The organism is Marinobacter sp. DY40_1A1 (genome assembly GCF_016597815.1).
Classification (GTDB): domain Bacteria; phylum Pseudomonadota; class Gammaproteobacteria; order Pseudomonadales; family Oleiphilaceae; genus Marinobacter; species Marinobacter xiaoshiensis.
The window spans coordinates 332,086-347,385 of record NZ_VCHA01000002.1 but is presented as its reverse complement, the minus strand read 5'-3'; the positions used below and the strand labels follow the sequence as shown (position 1 = coordinate 347,385).

The 15,300-nt window shown below is 55.1% G+C and carries 16 protein-coding genes; 7 read left to right on the top strand and 9 right to left on the bottom strand.

Translation table 11 applies throughout. The features are described 5' to 3' along the window. The first annotated feature begins 95 nt into the window (after positions 1 to 95). The 3 genes from ilvD to FFI61_RS07495 are packed head-to-tail and all read left to right on the top strand — an operon-like array spanning position 96 to position 3,273. The gene (gene ilvD / locus FFI61_RS07505; protein ID WP_200369800.1) at positions 96 to 1,772 is read left to right on the top strand and encodes a dihydroxy-acid dehydratase; all 1,677 of its coding nucleotides are present in this window, start codon (positions 96 to 98) and stop codon (positions 1,770 to 1,772) included. A gap of 30 nt (positions 1,773 to 1,802) precedes the next feature. Beyond that, on the top strand, positions 1,803 to 2,747 hold the full coding sequence (pbpG, locus tag FFI61_RS07500; RefSeq protein ID WP_227714721.1) for a D-alanyl-D-alanine endopeptidase: 945 nt from the start codon (positions 1,803 to 1,805) through the stop codon (positions 2,745 to 2,747). Positions 2,748 to 2,793: 46 nt separating this feature from the next. Continuing rightward, positions 2,794 to 3,273: an asparaginase domain-containing protein gene (locus FFI61_RS07495; RefSeq protein WP_200369799.1), complete on the top strand. Its 480-nt coding sequence runs from the start codon at positions 2,794 to 2,796 to the stop codon at positions 3,271 to 3,273. Positions 3,274 to 3,275: 2 nt separating this feature from the next. Here FFI61_RS07495 and rsuA read toward each other — a convergent pair whose 3' ends face one another. From rsuA to FFI61_RS07475, 4 genes are all read right to left on the bottom strand, one after another. After that, complete coding sequence (gene rsuA, locus FFI61_RS07490) at positions 3,276 to 3,968, bottom strand: 16S rRNA pseudouridine(516) synthase RsuA (protein WP_200369798.1); 693 nt, start codon at positions 3,966 to 3,968, stop codon at positions 3,276 to 3,278. 5 nt (positions 3,969 to 3,973) lie between these two features. Then, positions 3,974 to 5,002 carry a metal-dependent hydrolase gene (locus FFI61_RS07485; protein WP_200369797.1) on the bottom strand — a complete coding sequence of 343 codons (1,029 nt, stop codon included), beginning with the start codon at positions 5,000 to 5,002 and terminating at the stop codon, positions 3,974 to 3,976. 191 nt (positions 5,003 to 5,193) lie between these two features. Continuing rightward, positions 5,194 to 5,946 carry a THxN family PEP-CTERM protein gene (locus FFI61_RS07480; protein ID WP_200202284.1) on the bottom strand — a complete coding sequence of 251 codons (753 nt, stop codon included), beginning with the start codon at positions 5,944 to 5,946 and terminating at the stop codon, positions 5,194 to 5,196. A 157-nt stretch (positions 5,947 to 6,103) separates the two neighbouring features. Further along, a complete protein-coding gene (locus FFI61_RS07475; protein WP_413785007.1) occupies positions 6,104 to 7,360 on the bottom strand; it encodes a lytic murein transglycosylase in 1,257 nt (418 codons plus the stop codon). Positions 7,361 to 7,605: 245 nt separating this feature from the next. On the opposite strand from FFI61_RS07475, the gene FFI61_RS07470 reads away from it, so the two are divergent. Beyond that, the gene (locus FFI61_RS07470; RefSeq protein ID WP_200369796.1) at positions 7,606 to 8,487 is read left to right on the top strand and encodes a response regulator; all 882 of its coding nucleotides are present in this window, start codon (positions 7,606 to 7,608) and stop codon (positions 8,485 to 8,487) included. A 1-nt stretch (position 8,488) separates the two neighbouring features. Here FFI61_RS07470 and phoR read toward each other — a convergent pair whose 3' ends face one another. The 5 genes from phoR to FFI61_RS07445 all read right to left on the bottom strand — a co-directional run bounded on the left by phoR (position 8,489) and on the right by FFI61_RS07445 (position 12,739). Next, entirely contained in the window at positions 8,489 to 9,796 is a 1,308-nt protein-coding gene (gene phoR / locus FFI61_RS07465) for a phosphate regulon sensor histidine kinase PhoR (protein WP_200369795.1), read from the bottom strand. Between the two features lie 43 nt (positions 9,797 to 9,839). Then, a complete protein-coding gene (gene phoB, locus FFI61_RS07460; protein WP_200202281.1) occupies positions 9,840 to 10,532 on the bottom strand; it encodes a phosphate regulon transcriptional regulator PhoB in 693 nt (230 codons plus the stop codon). A 92-nt stretch (positions 10,533 to 10,624) separates the two neighbouring features. Further along, complete coding sequence (gene ubiA, locus FFI61_RS07455; protein ID WP_200202280.1) at positions 10,625 to 11,512, bottom strand: 4-hydroxybenzoate octaprenyltransferase; 888 nt, start codon at positions 11,510 to 11,512, stop codon at positions 10,625 to 10,627. A 107-nt stretch (positions 11,513 to 11,619) separates the two neighbouring features. After that, positions 11,620 to 12,201 (bottom strand): chorismate--pyruvate lyase family protein, encoded by a 582-nt coding sequence (locus tag FFI61_RS07450; RefSeq protein ID WP_200369794.1) that lies wholly within the window; start codon positions 12,199 to 12,201, stop codon positions 11,620 to 11,622. Then, positions 12,182 to 12,739, bottom strand: coding sequence for a hypoxanthine-guanine phosphoribosyltransferase (locus FFI61_RS07445; RefSeq protein ID WP_200202278.1), 558 nt, complete (start codon positions 12,737 to 12,739; stop codon positions 12,182 to 12,184). The genes FFI61_RS07450 and FFI61_RS07445 overlap by 20 nt, the downstream gene beginning before the upstream one ends. Positions 12,740 to 13,009: 270 nt before the next feature. Here FFI61_RS07445 and rd point away from each other — a divergent pair, with 270 nt between their 5' ends. The 3 genes from rd to FFI61_RS07430 all read left to right on the top strand — a co-directional run bounded on the left by rd (position 13,010) and on the right by FFI61_RS07430 (position 15,298). Continuing rightward, positions 13,010 to 13,177: a rubredoxin gene (gene rd / locus FFI61_RS07440; RefSeq protein WP_072795848.1), complete on the top strand. Its 168-nt coding sequence runs from the start codon at positions 13,010 to 13,012 to the stop codon at positions 13,175 to 13,177. Positions 13,178 to 13,196: 19 nt separating this feature from the next. Beyond that, positions 13,197 to 14,351 carry an NAD(P)/FAD-dependent oxidoreductase gene (locus tag FFI61_RS07435; RefSeq protein WP_200369793.1) on the top strand — a complete coding sequence of 385 codons (1,155 nt, stop codon included), beginning with the start codon at positions 13,197 to 13,199 and terminating at the stop codon, positions 14,349 to 14,351. 92 nt (positions 14,352 to 14,443) lie between these two features. Beyond that, entirely contained in the window at positions 14,444 to 15,298 is an 855-nt protein-coding gene (locus tag FFI61_RS07430; RefSeq protein WP_200202276.1) for an acyl-CoA thioesterase, read from the top strand. Positions 15,299 to 15,300: the final 2 nt, after the last annotated feature.

Sequence of the window (15,300 nt, the reverse complement as noted above, 5' to 3'; positions counted from 1 at the left end):
TGTAAGAGGCACGCGCGTTGTGCCGGTTGATGCAGGTCAGTCGGGAAGCCTTCTGGCAACAACTGTGTTTTGTAACTGTTTTTTAGGAGAAACTGATGACTGATGACAAACGCCGCCGCTATTCCGCCCCCGTGGTGGATGGAGTGGGCAAGTCTGCCAGCCGGGCTATGCTGCGAGCTGTCGGTTTTACCGATGAGGATTTCCGTAAGCCGCAGGTTGGTATCGCTTCCACCTGGAGCAATCTGACGCCCTGCAACATGCACATTCACGAGTTAGCGGAAGCCTCTTCGGCGGGCGCGGATGCCGCTGGCGGCAAGTCATTGATCTTCAACACCATCACAGTGTCTGACGGCATCGCCAATGGCACCCTGGGCATGAAGTACTCCCTGGTGTCCCGGGAAGTTATTGCAGATTCCATTGAAACCGTTGCGGGCTGTGAAGGATTTGACGGACTGGTTGCCATAGGTGGGTGCGACAAAAACATGCCCGGCTGCATTATGGGGTTGGCCCGGCTCAACCGGCCGTCGGTGTTTGTGTATGGCGGCACCATTTTGCCCGGAGAAAACCACACCGATATTGTTTCGGTATTCGAAGCGGTGGGCGCCCATGCCCGTGGTGACCTTGATTTAATCGAAGTAAAGCAGATTGAAGAAACAGCCATCCCCGGCCCGGGCTCCTGTGGTGGCATGTACACGGCTAACACCATGGCATCGGCTATCGAAGCTATGGGTATGAGCCTGCCGGGCAGCTCCGCACAGAATGCGGTATCCAATAACAAACTGGATGACTGCCGTGCTGCGGGCGCAGCGGTTTTGAATCTTCTGGATAAAGACATCAAGCCCAGAGACATTATGACCCGAGAGGCATTTGAGAATGCGATTACTGTTGTGATCGCGCTGGGTGGCTCAACCAACGCGGTTCTGCACCTCTTGGCAATGGCCAGCACGGTCGATGTGGAGCTGAACCTGGAAGACTTCGTAGAGATTGGTAAGCGCGTTCCGGTCCTTGCGGACTTGCGCCCGAGCGGCCATTACATGATGTCCGAACTGGTGGCGATTGGTGGCATACAGCCGCTGATGAAAATGCTGATGGAGCGTGGCCTTTTGCATGGCGATTGCCTGACGGTGACCGGCAAGACATTGGCGGAGAATTTGGCTGAAGTTGAGCCTTATCCCGAAGACCAGGACATTATCCGTGCGTTCGACAACCCGGTGAAAGCCGACAGTCACTTGCGCATTCTCCATGGCAATCTGGCGCCGGAAGGGGCTGTTGCTAAAATCACCGGCAAGGAAGGCACGCACTTTTCCGGGCGTGCCCGGGTGTTCCATTCCGAAGAAGAAGCCCAAGAACGAATTATTGATGGGACCGTGGTGGCCGGCGATGTATTGGTGATCCGTTATGAGGGCCCGAAAGGTGGCCCAGGTATGCGTGAAATGCTCACGCCTACCTCGGCAATCATGGGCAAGGGCCTTGGCAACGATGTGGCTTTGATTACGGATGGTCGTTTTTCCGGAGGCAGCCATGGCTTTGTAGTGGGGCATATCAGCCCGGAAGCTGCTGAGGGTGGACCCATTGCGCTGGTTGAGGATGGCGATACAATTACCATCGATGCAGTCGCAAATACCATGGTATTGGACGTGTCAGACGATGAGCTTGAGCGCCGGCGCAAAGCCTGGGTTGCTCCCCAGCCACGATTTAGCCGTGGTGTGCTTGCCAAATATGCTCGCACAGTAAGCTCTGCATCCACCGGTGCGGTTACCGACCTGCCATGATGCACCGATAAAGCAACGACAGAGCGCAACATGCATAAAATGAACATCGCGCGGATACTGTTGTGGCTGGTCTTATGCCTGCCACTTGCAGTAAGCGCACAGCAGAAGGGTGCCAGCGTAGCTGGTGCTCAGAACCTCAACCTGGCATCGGTTAATGCAGCCGTGGCGATGGTAGGCAGCAATGAATTGGTGTTTGGTCGAAATGCAGACCGGCCGGTGCCTATTGCCTCCATTACCAAGGTAATGACTGCGCTGGTTGTGCTTGAATCCGGCGCTCCGCTGAATGAGTGGCTGGTGTTCGAGAAGCGACACACAGCTGCTGCCGCCAATGCCTACACTCGCATCCGGATTGGCTCGACGATGCGCCGTGCTGATGTGCTGCGTATTGCGCTTATGTCGTCTGAGAATTTTGCGGCCTACACCTTGGCCAGAAGCCATCCGGGTGGTTTCGATGCATTTGTTGATGCCATGAATGCCAAGGCAAAGGCCCTTGGCATGATGAACACACACTTTGTGGACCCTACAGGCCTTTCGGCAGAGAACCTTTCAACCGCAGGTGATCTGGTGAAACTTGTTAATGCAGCTGCAAAGCACCCGGAGATTCGAGAGTACTCCACAACCGGCTATTTTCGTGGCAGCTTCCGTAATCCCCGTTACAGTTTGTCGTTTGGTAACACCAATGCTTTGGTACACCGCGAAAGCTGGGGGGTGGAGTTGAGCAAAACCGGTTATCTTTCGGAGGCAGGGCGGTGCCTTGTGATGATCTCTGAAATGAACGGCAAACAGGTGGTCACAGTACTTCTCGATTCTTTGGGAACCCGATCCCCCATGGGGGATGCTGGTCGCATCAAGCGCTGGCTGGATACCGGAGCCAGTGGGCAGGTGGCTAAAGCGGCGCGGCAATATGCACAGGAAAAGAACGCGGCATACAATGCTGTGGCACAGAGCACCAGCACCACAACCGCTCTGAAGTAAAACCCGAGCGACATCGCACAATTCGCTGAACATGGCAGGAACCTTCATGATCCGGATTTTTACCACCGGTGGCACCATCGACAAGGTGTATTTTGACGCTAACAGCGAGTTTGAAATTGGCGAGTCGCTGGTGCCCGAACTGCTGGCAGAATCCAATATCCACAAAGGCTACAGCCTGCAGGGGTTATTGCGTAAAGATAGCCTGGAAATGACCGATGCAGATCGTGACAAGGTGTTTGCTGCAGTTAATGCCTGCGATAACAGCCGCATTCTGATTACCCACGGCACTGACACCATGGCGGAAACCGCTCAGGTGCTGTCATCTCTGAAAGACAAAACCATTGTGCTGACGGGGGCCATGCAGCCCGCGCGAATGCGTCGTAGTGATGCGGTGTTCAATATAGGTTTTGCCTGGGCAGCGGTGCAGCTATTGCCTCCCGGTGTCTATATTGCCATGAATGGAGAAGTGTTCGAGGCCGGCGCTGTGCGTAAAAACCTGAAAGCCCAGCGCTTCGAGCGTACCTGAGTTCAGCTAATCGAAGCGATTTCCTGCTCCGTCAGCTCCCGGAAAGCACCCGACTCCAGTGCCGGGTCGAGGGATATGGCACCGATGCTCTGTCTGTGCAGAGCTTCCACATGATTCCCTACCGCTGCCAACATGCGCTTGACCTGGTGATAGCGCCCTTCTGAAATAGTCAGTTCAATCAACTGTGGCTCCACAACCTTTACCTGCGCAGGCTTTGTGGGCTTGGGGTCGTTGTGGAGCAGAATGCCGGTTTCCAATTCTTTGATGGCTGAATCTGTTATAGGAGTGTTCAGGCCTACCCGGTAGGTTTTCGGGCAGTCCACTTTGGGTGAGGTGACCCGGTGAGACCATTTTCCATCCGTTGTCAGTAGCAGTAAACCTGTGGTGTCGGCATCCAGGCGCCCCGCAATGTGCAGATCCTGGACCAGCTCCGCAGGAAGAAGATCCAGAGCGGTAGGGTGATCACTGTCGCGGGTGGCACTGACAACGCCTGCAGGCTTGTTCAACATGAGATAGCGTTCACCCTGGATAGCCAGTTGCGCAGCGTCCAGAGAGATCTTTGCATCCTGAGGAACGTGCTTTCCTGTGTCTTTCCAAACCTCGCCGTTCACCTTAACCCTCCCCGCATGTATGGCACGCCTGGCCTCTTTGCGTGAAAGTGGTGAGCTGGTGGAAATAAACTGATCAAGACGCATGGTTTTTAACACTCCTGGCCTGGGGCTGGCGTTGCAAGGTTGGCAAGACACAGTACAGGAATAGCGCCGGTGGTGCGGGCCCAAAGTAAAGGCAGGGCACCGGTGTTCATGATGGGGCGTGGCGCACGTTCACCATTGCCGGGCATGATTGCGCCGTCTCGATCATCCGCCAGAATGAAGGTAAATGGGTGTGCCCCGGGGATGCCAAGGCGAACATCGGTTGCGGTGATCTCGCCGTTGTGTGCCTTGTAGTCGAGAAAGCCTTTGGTAAACCATTCGAGGCGACGGGTTTCGGGTAATTGCGCGACAGATCTCGCCAATTCTGGCTGGCGGGGGAAATATTCAAGGGTTAAAGGAGCGCCGCCATCCAGAAACCCGGTTACGATCTCGACTCGTTGATCATTCTTTATAGCCGTGGCACGCCATAACACCGTATTGAACGGCATGGGCTGCACCAGCAGTTCGGCCTTCTCAAAACCCGCTTCTACGAGAACCGGTTGGACTCGCTCGGTAATGATTTGTTGGGCCACGAACGACCAGCCGAGATACGCAGTGGACAGAACCAGTCCCGCCGCTACGGCGCGCACTGCCGGAGGGCGTATTAAAAAGGCGATGCAGCCTGCCAACAGCGGGAGTGTATACAAAGGATCGATGATAAAGATGCTGCTTATGGCAAGGGGCTGGCCAATCGGCCAGAAAAGCTGTGTTCCGTAGGTGGTAAAGGTGTCCAGAAGCGGATGCGTCATCAATGCCAAAGCTGTTAGCAACAGCCAGCGGGGAAACCCCGGCTCTGGCTTCCACCGCCAAAGCAAAACCGCAAGTAATACCGACAAAGGCGCGAGCGCAAACAGAGAATGGCTGAAGCCCCGATGCTGGGTGAAGTTAGCCACCGCCGTTCCGTAATCAATCAGCACATCAAGGTCGGGAAGCGTAGCCAGCAGGGCGCCGGTGAGTAGAACAGGCCGCCCGAGTGTTCTGCCTGCCACAAGGCCAGCGATTGAGGCGCCAAGAGCAGCCTGAGTGATTGAGTCCATGAATTCCGTAAAAGTAGAGAGTGGTAGTGGGTATTATGCGTGGAATGCGGGTTCAGATCACGGGAAGAAGGATGTGTTGAAAAAACGGGTGTTAAAAAAGCTGACACCCCGGGCTTGATGCAAGCGCGGGGTGTCAGCTTTGTACTCTGTGCACTGCAGGACTATAGAGACCCTGTTAGTGCGCTAGCCAATTAAGCGGCTTTGCGGCGACGTGCCATGCCGAGACCGGCCAGGCCCAGGCCGAGCAGGGCGATAGTGCCGGGCTCTGGTACATCTACAGGTACAGAACGTACGTTCAGTTTTGCAAGAAGGTTAACAGAGGTTGCATCGCCTTCTGAGGTGGATATTTCTTTGATACCACCTTCGAAGCCCAGGAGGGATAGCCAATAGATATTGGAACCATACTGAAACTCTGTACTTTCGATCATGCTGTCCAAGCGAACAACATCATCCACGTCGCGGCTTGAGCAGCCAAAAATAAACGCAAGTGGACCGCAGTGCTTGTTTGGCGTTTCAGTATGACTGAAATCAAACGTGTAAGGTCCAGTGATATTGCCGTTGCTTGGGTTTGTAGAGAACGAAGCATACACGTCAAGGGCGGCGCCAGAGATGCTATCGCCAGTAATACGGTTGTTAAAATGGGTGAAAGTTCCTAGCACGAACGGGTCGTTAGATGTCAGCGTTTGTGGCAGATTGTTAGGCCCTTCGAAGCTGAAACCACTTTGTGGCCCATTTGAGCACTCTCTCCACCAGAGAATTCCGGAGCACGATTCCTCGCCGGTACCCCAGCGAATGCTCTCTGATCCAACGCCTTGAACATTTGATCCGCCCACAGGCGACTTCCATTCGCCGCTCACAGAGTCAAGATTTACTGGATATGCAGCTACACTCATAGCTGCTGTCAGCAACAATGCACCAATGGATCCCTTCGCCAACATCTTCATGGCATAACTCCTAGCTTTAACAGTGAAATGACACAATTCGTTTTATGTCGTCAGTTGCTACCATTAAGCTAGTTTTGTGCCAACTAAATATTTTCCGATATATCAGTGTGTTATGCGTCGTTTGTTTTCTGGCTGTAAAGAAAGCTGACAGCCTGTTTTAGATGCTGACTCCAAGCCGATCAAGCAATTCCTGTCCCGGGAAGCCATCAGCGATCAATCCTTCAGCATGCTGGTACTTACGAATCGCAGAGCGGGTTGCGGGGCCCGTAATACCATCTGGCTTGCCGGCATCGTATCCGCGCTCGTTGAGAGCTGCCTGAAGTTCGAGAACCGTATCTCTGGATAGCGCGGGGGTGTCCTCTGGTGGCGGATTCTGCAGCATTCCGGCGCCCGCAATGCGGTCAGCCAGGTGCCCCACGGCTATGGCGTAGAACTCGGAGCGGTTCCAGCCCATGATCACTTTAAAGTTGTGATAGGCAAGAAAGGCGGGCCCGCGGTGGCCGGCGGGAACAATCAGTGCCGCCGTAATCTCTTCCTGGGCAAGAGGTTTGCCGAACGCATCGGTAATACCCAGTTCACCCCATTTGCTCAGTTCAAGGCGACGTCCATCAGCCAATGAGTAGTCGAAGTTCTTGGGCAGCAGCACTTCGCGGCCCCAGCGGTAGTCTCCGTCCCAGTTCATGGACTGAAGAAACTTGCCAGCAGACATCATGGCGTCTGGCAGGCTGTTCCACAGGTCGCGACGGCCGTCGCCATCGGCGTCTACCGCATGCTTCAGGAAAACGGTGGGCATGAATTGTACGTGGCCCATTGCACCGGCCCAGGAGCCTTCCATTTGCTCCACCGGAATTGCGCCTTCATCAATAATGCGCAACGCAGCAATCAACTGTTCGGTAAAAAATGTGCTGCGACGGGGATCGCAGGCCAGAGTTGTCAGCGAGTCTGGCACGGACATTTTGCCGAAGTAGCTGCCGAAGTTGGTTTCGAGCCCCCAAAAGGCGACGAGATACGGAGCAGGCACGCCGGTCTCTTCAGTTACCCTGGCCAGAAGTTCGCTGTGTTCTTTGATCAGCACCCGGCCTTTGCTCACCCTGTCGTCGTTCACCCTGCGGTTCAGGTAGTCTGCAAAGGTGGTAGTGAACTCGGGCTGCCTGCGGTCCAGCTCGATTACCCGGTTTATATGTTTGACCCCTGTCATAACCTCCTGGGCTGTTTTAGCGCTCACCCCGGCTGCAATGGCTTTTTCCTGAAGTTGCAGTTTGCACTCTTCAAAGCCATCCGGCGCCGCCAGTACGGCCTCATTGTCTGCCACTTTGGCCAGGGCAGGCAGAGCGGAGATGGCCAGAAGGGCGGATACAGATACATGGCATGCCATACGCCGGTTGGGCAGAATCCTTGCAAACTTGGTCAGCACGGAAAACCTCGGTAATAGAAGAAGGTGTGGACAGTAAAAGGTCATGGTAGCGCGTTTTTCAGCTTGTGAAACACTTTACAAGGTTCATGGGGGTGACAGTTCTTTAACCTGTTGCAGCACGTGGCCAATGCAACACACTTTTTGGCGGCTTGCAGGTTGTAAGTTTGTGGTTTTTTGTAGCATGCGGGTTTCCCCTGCGGGCCTTTGTTCTATAGTTGGGGCATACATTCATAAGAGTTCAAAACATGGCAACGCTGAAAGCGCTGGTGGTTGATGACGCCAGTTTTGTAAGGGATCTGGTTAAGCGGACGATACGCCAGCGCTTTCCAGTAATCGAAACTACCGATGCCCAGAATGGCCGCCGGGCCCAGTCGCTGATGTCCCGTGGGATGTTTGATCTGATTCTGTGCGACTGGGAGATGCCAGAGATGTCTGGCCTTGAATTGCTGCAATGGATGCGCCAGCAGCCCCAGTACGAAAAAGTGCCTTTCATCATGATTACCAGCCGGGGCGACAAAAGCCATGTGATTGAGGCCGTGAAAGAAGGCGTGTCTGAATATCTTGGCAAGCCGTTCAGTCCGGACGGGTTAAGCAAAAAAATCATCAAGGTAATGGGCAGTACACTGACCACAGCTATGGGCCAGAGTGGCAAATCCATGGCTGGGCCCGCCGATGCGTTCAAGGAGTCAGCGGCCCTGCTGACACAAAAGCGGGAGCCTGCGCCTGCGCAAGAGAGCCAGCCGACGCCCACGGCTGGCGCGCTTGTCCCTCAATCCGCAGAAGTGCCCAAGCCGACGATGGCCAAGGGCGCCATGAGTCTTGCTTCAATCCGTTTTGCAGACAGTACCCTGAAGTCTGTGGTTAAAGACATTAACCTGACGGAAGTGCGGGTGATTGCCAAGCGGGATCAAACCTTTCCGGGCATTCTGGATCAGGCGGTGGTGGATATAGAAACCGGCGAGGGTCAGATGGCGCGGCTGAATGGTTACGTGCATCAGTTGCAGGCCGTGGACAAACGCAAGGATACTGATTTTGTAAGCGTCACTATCCGGTTTGTGGATGAGGATCCAAAAAAAATGGAGGACCTTTCCCGGTTCATCGCCCGTTTCCGGGCAGGCAAGCGTTAGCTTAATCAGTCGTCTTCGACACTAAGCGCTCGGTTGGGAAATGACAGACAAATTCACTGCCTTCCCCGAGACGGCTTTTGATCTCCAGGCTTCCATCGTGATTGATCAATACATGCTTGACGATGGCCAGGCCCAGCCCGGTGCCACCGGTGTCTTTATGTCGGCTGGGATCCGCACGATAAAAGCGCTCGGTGAGCCGGGGGATGTGAACCTCATCAATACCGGCACCTGTGTCGTTAACTGAAAGGTGGCCCCCTTCACTGTCTGTGAACCAGAGCACCTTGATTTTGCCCCGGGCCGGGGTGTATTTAACCGCATTGAAGATAAGGTTTGAGAAGGCACTGCGTAGCTGGTTTTCATTACCGTTTATCAGGTACTCGCTGCTCGCTTCGAAGCTGATGTCATGCTGATTTTCACCGCTGAGGGTTCGCGCGTCCTGGCAGATCTGCCGCACCAGTTGGCCAACGTCTGTTGGAACGTCGTTCTCGGACTCTTCTCCGGTTTCAATCCGGGATAGAAGGATCAGGTCGGAAATCAGCGTTTCCATACGAAAAGACTGGGTGGCCATTGTGTTGATGGCTCTCCGCCACTTGGCGGGCAAATCATCGGCATTGTCCACCAGGGTTTCCAGATAACCGCTGATTACCGTCAGTGGTGTACGCATTTCGTGGGAAACGTTGCTCACAAAATCCTGACGCATCTGCTCCAGTTGATGCAGGCGGGAAACATCCTTGGCCACGATAAGACGGTCGTCTTCCCCGAACAGGCTGATCTGGATTTGCAGATGAATATGCGGTTTCGCGGGCGAACTCAGTTCCAGGGGGTCACGGTAGTTTTTTGCGTCAAAGTAGGCTTTGAAAGCCGGTGTGCGGATGAAGTTGTAAATATACTGCCCCTGATCCGTAGAGCGGCGAAATCCCAGCAGATGTTCTGCAGCCCCATTCCACCACTCCATAGCGCCGAGAGCATCGGTCATGATGACACCGTCGCGCATGGCATTTGTGGATTCCTGTATGCGATCTATGCGCGATCGTAGCCTTTCCTGGGTTTGCCGTGAGCTCTGGGTGAGCTTGTGCAGTTTTTCAAAGAAACTGCCCCAGATGCCCATGCTTTGAGGTGCTTCATGGCCGGTGTTCGGGTCTGCCAGCCAATGCGCCAAACTCCGGGTTTGATAGAGCGTCCACAACAGATAAAGCCCAAGGCCGGTGGTCAGGCCGTAAACCGGGTGGCCAAAGTACAGGCCGGCAAGCGTGCTGCCTGCAAGCCCGGCTAGTGTGAAGCGCAGATGTCGCGACCAGATATTCTGCATTAAGGACAGCCTTGTGGTGCTGTTGGTGAGCTGCAGGCGCAGATCAGGCGGGCTGGGTAGAGAACCGGTAGCCTGCGCCTCTCACAGTTTGAATCAGATAGTCGTGATGTTCACCTAGAGCTTTGCGCAGCCGTCGAATGTGCACATCAACCGTTCTCTCTTCAACGTACACATTCCCGCCCCATACCTGATCCAGAAGCTGGGAGCGTGTGTAAACCCGCTCCTGGTGGGTCATGAAGAACTGCAGCAGGCGGTACTCAGTGGGCCCGATATTCAGGGAGCGCTCGTTTGAAGTGACGCGATGGCTGGCTGGGTCCAGCGTGAGGCCATCCACTTCAATGGGGTCGTCGATGCCGGGGGGCGTTGCCCGGCGTAGCACGGCTTTGAGGCGGGCGACCAGTTCTCTCGGGCTGAAAGGTTTAGTGATGTAGTCATCAGCCCCGATTTCCAGGCCGCGGATTTTATTGTCTTCCTCAACCTTGGCGGTGAGCATGATGATGGGTATGTTTGCGGTGGTTTCTTCTTTTTTCAGACGCCTCGCGAGTTCTATGCCGCTGGTACCCGGGAGCATCCAGTCCAACAGCACTATGTCTGGCTGGCGGTCGACGATTAAGGCATGAGCCTCCAGGGCATCGGCGGCTTCGATACATTCGTAATCAGCCATCTCCAGCGCAACAACGATCATCTCTCGGATAGCGGGTTCGTCATCGACAATCAGGACGGTTTTTCCAGACATATTCTCTAACCTGTTTCAGACCATGATGTGTTGCTGAACTATTACAGCGCCAGAGTGTTACAGTTGTGTGACAGCTTTGGTATTCAGTGCCCTCAAGCGACAATCAGGTCAATAACCAGCCCGGCGAACACCGCAAACCCCGCCCAGTTGTTGTTCAGGAAGGCTTTGAAGCAACCATCTCGCTCGCGATCTTTAGCGAGATATTGCTGGTAGATAAACAGGCAGGCCATGGCAACCAGCCCAAGGTAATAGAAACTACCCAGTTCACAGCGGTTGCCCACAATTATCAGGATGAGCACCACCATGGCCTGGAGTGCGCCGATGATTGCACGGTCGCCATCGCCGAACAGGATGGCTGTGGATTTTATGCCGACTTTCAAATCATCATCGCGATCCACCATGGCGTAGAAGGTGTCGTAGGCCACAGTCCAGAGTACGTTGGCTGTGAACAGCAGCCAGGTAATCTGGCTGAGTTCGCCGGCTTCGGCAGCCCATGCCATGGGAATGGCCCAGGAAAATGCAGCGCCCAGGAACAGCTGGGGTAAATGGGTGAAGCGTTTGGAAAAGGGATAAATAAACGCCAGCGCTGCGCCACCAAAGGACAGATAGAGCGTGAGGGTGTTAGTGAAAAGCACCACCATCAGGAACGAGATAATACAGAGACCACCAAACAGGGCGACCGCTTCCCAGGCCTTTACCCGGCCGGTGGTTAGCGGGCGGTCTTTGGTGCGTTTTACGTGCTTGTCCCAGTCCCGGTCGGCAAAGTCGTTGATGGCGCAGCCGGCGGCACGCATAAAGAAAACGCCCAGAGTGAAGACGATGATGTTGCCAATGCCGGGGTTGCCCTCACCGGCAAGCCAGAGTGCCCAGTATGTGGGCCAGAGCAGAAGGAGAGTGCCAATGGGTCGGTCGATGCGCAGCAGTTTTGCGTAATCGGTTAATCGGCTCCGTATGTGTTCTGGCACGGCGTCAGGCAGCATGGGTCTATCCGTTTGGGGCATGGAACAGAATGTGTGGAAAGCAAATGTGCAGGGATTATAGCCAGTGGGCGGGCAGGGGTGAAAGTCGGAGCTTCCTCCGCAGCCCATCAGTTCCCGCGGTAAAGCACAGGAAGCAGGTATTCGCCGACCAGTAATGCGCTCTGCTTGTTGCTGAAGAGGGAGCGACGCGCAAGTTCAGGTTCCGATTGCCCGGCTCTTGAAGGAGCAGTGCAGAGCCCGGTTTCAAGAGGGCCGCGCTGCCAGTCGCGGCTGCCGAACAGGAAAGCGCCCAAGGGTTTGCTGCCAAGATTAAGCAGCCGCCGGCCTTCACCCTTGAGGCAAGCAAGGGGGATAACGGTGCGAGCAAGAACCCAGGGCTCGCCATCGCCACACAGACGTACTTCGCGAATCCAGGCGAGCTGGCGAAAAGGGATACCCAGGCGTCTGGCTTCTTCAAGGGTGGGTGTGGCAAAGCCTTCGCGCTGCACTTCTACGTGAAACGAACTCTCGCACTGTTTTTGCAGTGCCCGGGTGAAGGAGCCTTCAACTTTCAGCCAGTAACTCGCCGGACCATGCACCTCCGGGTTGCGCAACCCGGCAGCTGCAAAAGAGCTATACCAATTGGTTGGTGGTATCGCCGTGCCCGGCCTATCTGCAAAAGATTCGATATCAAAGGCCCTTAACGGCATAGATCCCGGGAGCGTTGCGCCAGTATCCTTTGTAGTCCATGCCGTAGCCAAACAGAAAGCGGTCTTCAACATACAGGCCGGTGAAATCAGCCTTCAGATTCGGGCGCGCCTTGCGATCGTGCTGCTTGTCTACCAGTACGGCCGTCAGAACCTCCTTTGCCCCCTGGTTGAGGCAATAGTCAGCTATCGCACAGAGGGTGGTGCCTTCGTCAAGGATGTCGTCAATAACCAGCACCGTGCGGCCTTTCATGTCGGCTTTGGGCTGAAGTGTCCATTCCAGAATGCCGCCGGTGGTTTCCTGCCTGTAGCGTGTTGCATGCAGGTATTCCGCCTGTACCGGAAAGTTGAGGCGGGGCAACAGCTGACCGGTAAAGATCAGACCGCCGTTCATCACACAAAACAGCAGGGGATTGCTGTCTTTGAGGCGGCCGGTAATGTCGTCGGCAAGATTGCGAATGGCAGTCTGTACTCGCTGCTCATCAACCAGGCAATCAGCTTCGGCCATAACCTGATTCATTTCGGCGACGGTATCGCTCATAACGGTCGGTCCTGTCGTAAAACGGGCGATTATACCGGAGAGGGACAGCGGAGGGGAGGGGGTATAATACCGACAATTGGCAGAAAAACCTTGCGAGAGCGTCTTCGCTGGCATTGGTCAATCATTATGTGCCGCGTATGATTGCGGCGCAGTGCATTTAAATGAACGGCGTTGCAGGCTTTGCTGTGTGCCTGCGCAAAAAGCGCTTGCTGGTGTATTGTTCGACAATTAACATTGCAGCCACAAAAAAGTGTGGTGGAGAGACTGTTTATGAAGAAGTGGCAGTGCGTAGTGTGTGGCCTGGTTTACGATGAAGCAGAAGGCTGGCCGGAGGATGGTATTGAGCCCGGGACTGCCTGGGATGATGTGCCCGAAGATTGGGTTTGCCCCGACTGCGGTGTGGGCAAGGAAGATTTTGAAATGATCGAGATCGGTTGAACCCGAACGGAGCATGGCTATGACAGAGCAGACCCCCATCGTAATTGTCGGAACCGGTTTGGCAGGTTACTCCCTGGCCCGTGAAATCCGTAAGCAGGATAAAGACGTGCGGATTGTTATGGTGACCGCCGATGATGGCGTCAGCTACTCCAAGCCCATGCTGTCTACCGGGTTTTCCAAAGGTAAGGATGCAGACGGTCTGGCTCAGGCAGCCACTGCGGCAATGGCTGAGCAATTGGACCTGGAGCTGCGTACCTTCACTACCGTGACCGGCATAGACACCAACGGCCACCGATTATTGCTGGGTGACGGAAGCCTGACATACAGCAAGCTGGTGCTGGCCTGGGGTGCAGATGTGATTCGGCTGACGATACCCGGTGATGGTCAGGAGCGAGTCTTCCCGATCAACGATCTGGAAGATTACCGGGTGTTCCGCAAGGCGCTGAAGCCGGGTGGCCGAGTGGCTATTATGGGTGCCGGGCTAATTGGCTGCGAGTTTGCCAACGACCTGCGTAATGGCGGCTACGAGGTGGATGTAATTGCGCCTTCCGATGCTGTCATGCCGAGTTTGCTGCCTCCAGTCGCCGCGAACGCGGTGCAGCAGGAACTGGAAGCCTTGGGCGTGCGGTTTTATCTGGAAACCGTGGTGGAGCGTTTAGAGCCGGCTGAGGCAGGTGTAAAACTGTTCCTCGCGAATGGTGAATCACTGCCAGCGGACATTGTGATTTCTGCTGTCGGTTTGCGGCCCCGTACGCAACTGGCGAGAGCAGCGGGGATCGAGGTTGGCCGTGGGGTTACAGTAAACAGGCTGTTGGAAACCTCGGCCAAGGATGTTTATGCCTTGGGGGACTGTGCTGAGGTGGATGGCCATGTATTGCTTTATGTTTTGCCGTTGATGGCATGCGCCCGCGCCCTTGCAAAAACCCTGACTGGAGAGCCCACAGAGGTAACCTATGGCACCATGCCGGTGATGATTAAAACTCCATGTTGCCCGGCAGCGGTGTGCCCACCGCCATCGGATGCGCAAGGCAGTTGGGAAACCGAGCAGGATGGCACCCATGTAAAATCCCTGTTCAAAAACCCGGAGGGAGATGTTCTGGGGTTTGCGGTTACCGGCCGGTTTGCATTGGAAAAGCAGGCGCTCTCCAAAGTGGTACCGCCCATTCATTCTTGAATGTGCTGCCTCCTGTTGGCGCTTTTCGTTGCGAAAGTTCCCCGCTTGCGGTAGAAAACCCTTCGTGAGCTAACGAATCAACAGGAGCAGGCATGCTTGACGTTACAAAAAAACTGGTGGAACTGCTGTATCTTGCGCCCACTGGCGGTGACCACTATCGGGGCGAGAGCCAGGATCTGGGATTCCCCCATGTGTTTGGAGGGCAGGTTCTCGGGCAGGCTCTAATGGCTGCCAGCCATACGGTCGAAGATCGCCTCTGCCACTCCCTGCATGCCTATTTCTTGCGGCCCGGCAACAAGAAAATGCCTATAGAGTATGAGGTTCAGCGGGTTCGTGATGGACGCAGTTTTTCTGTTCGCCGGGTCATTGCCCGCCAGGACGGCAAGGAAATCCTGACCGGCTCCATGTCGTTTCATGCCTCTGAGGAAGGTTTTGAGCACCAGGTGGAGATGCCCGATGCGCCAAACCCTGAAACCCTTCGCTCCGAGCAGGATTGGGGCAAGATGATGGCTCCACAGGCGCCAGAAGCCTTGCGGGAGATTATGACCCGTGACCGTCCTATAGAAATCCGGCCAGTGAACCCCACGAATCCGTTTCAGCCGGACAAGCGCCCACCCCTTAAGCAAAGCTGGATCCGTGCTTTGGGCCCTTTGCCTGACGACCCGGTTTTACACCGCTGCCTGCTTACCTACGCATCGGATTTCTCGTTTTTGGGAACATCCCTTAACCCCCATGGTGTATCGTTTATGAACAAGGAGTTGCAGGCTGCAAGTCTTGATCATGCCATGTGGTTCCACCGGGATTTTCGCATGGAGGACTGGTTGCTTTATGACAAGGACAGCCCGAGTGCGTCGGCCGGGCGGGGTTTCAACCGGGGTAACTTCTTTAATCAGGAGGGTGTTCTGGTGGCATCTGCTGTGCAGGAAGCACTGATTCGCAGGCGTTAACA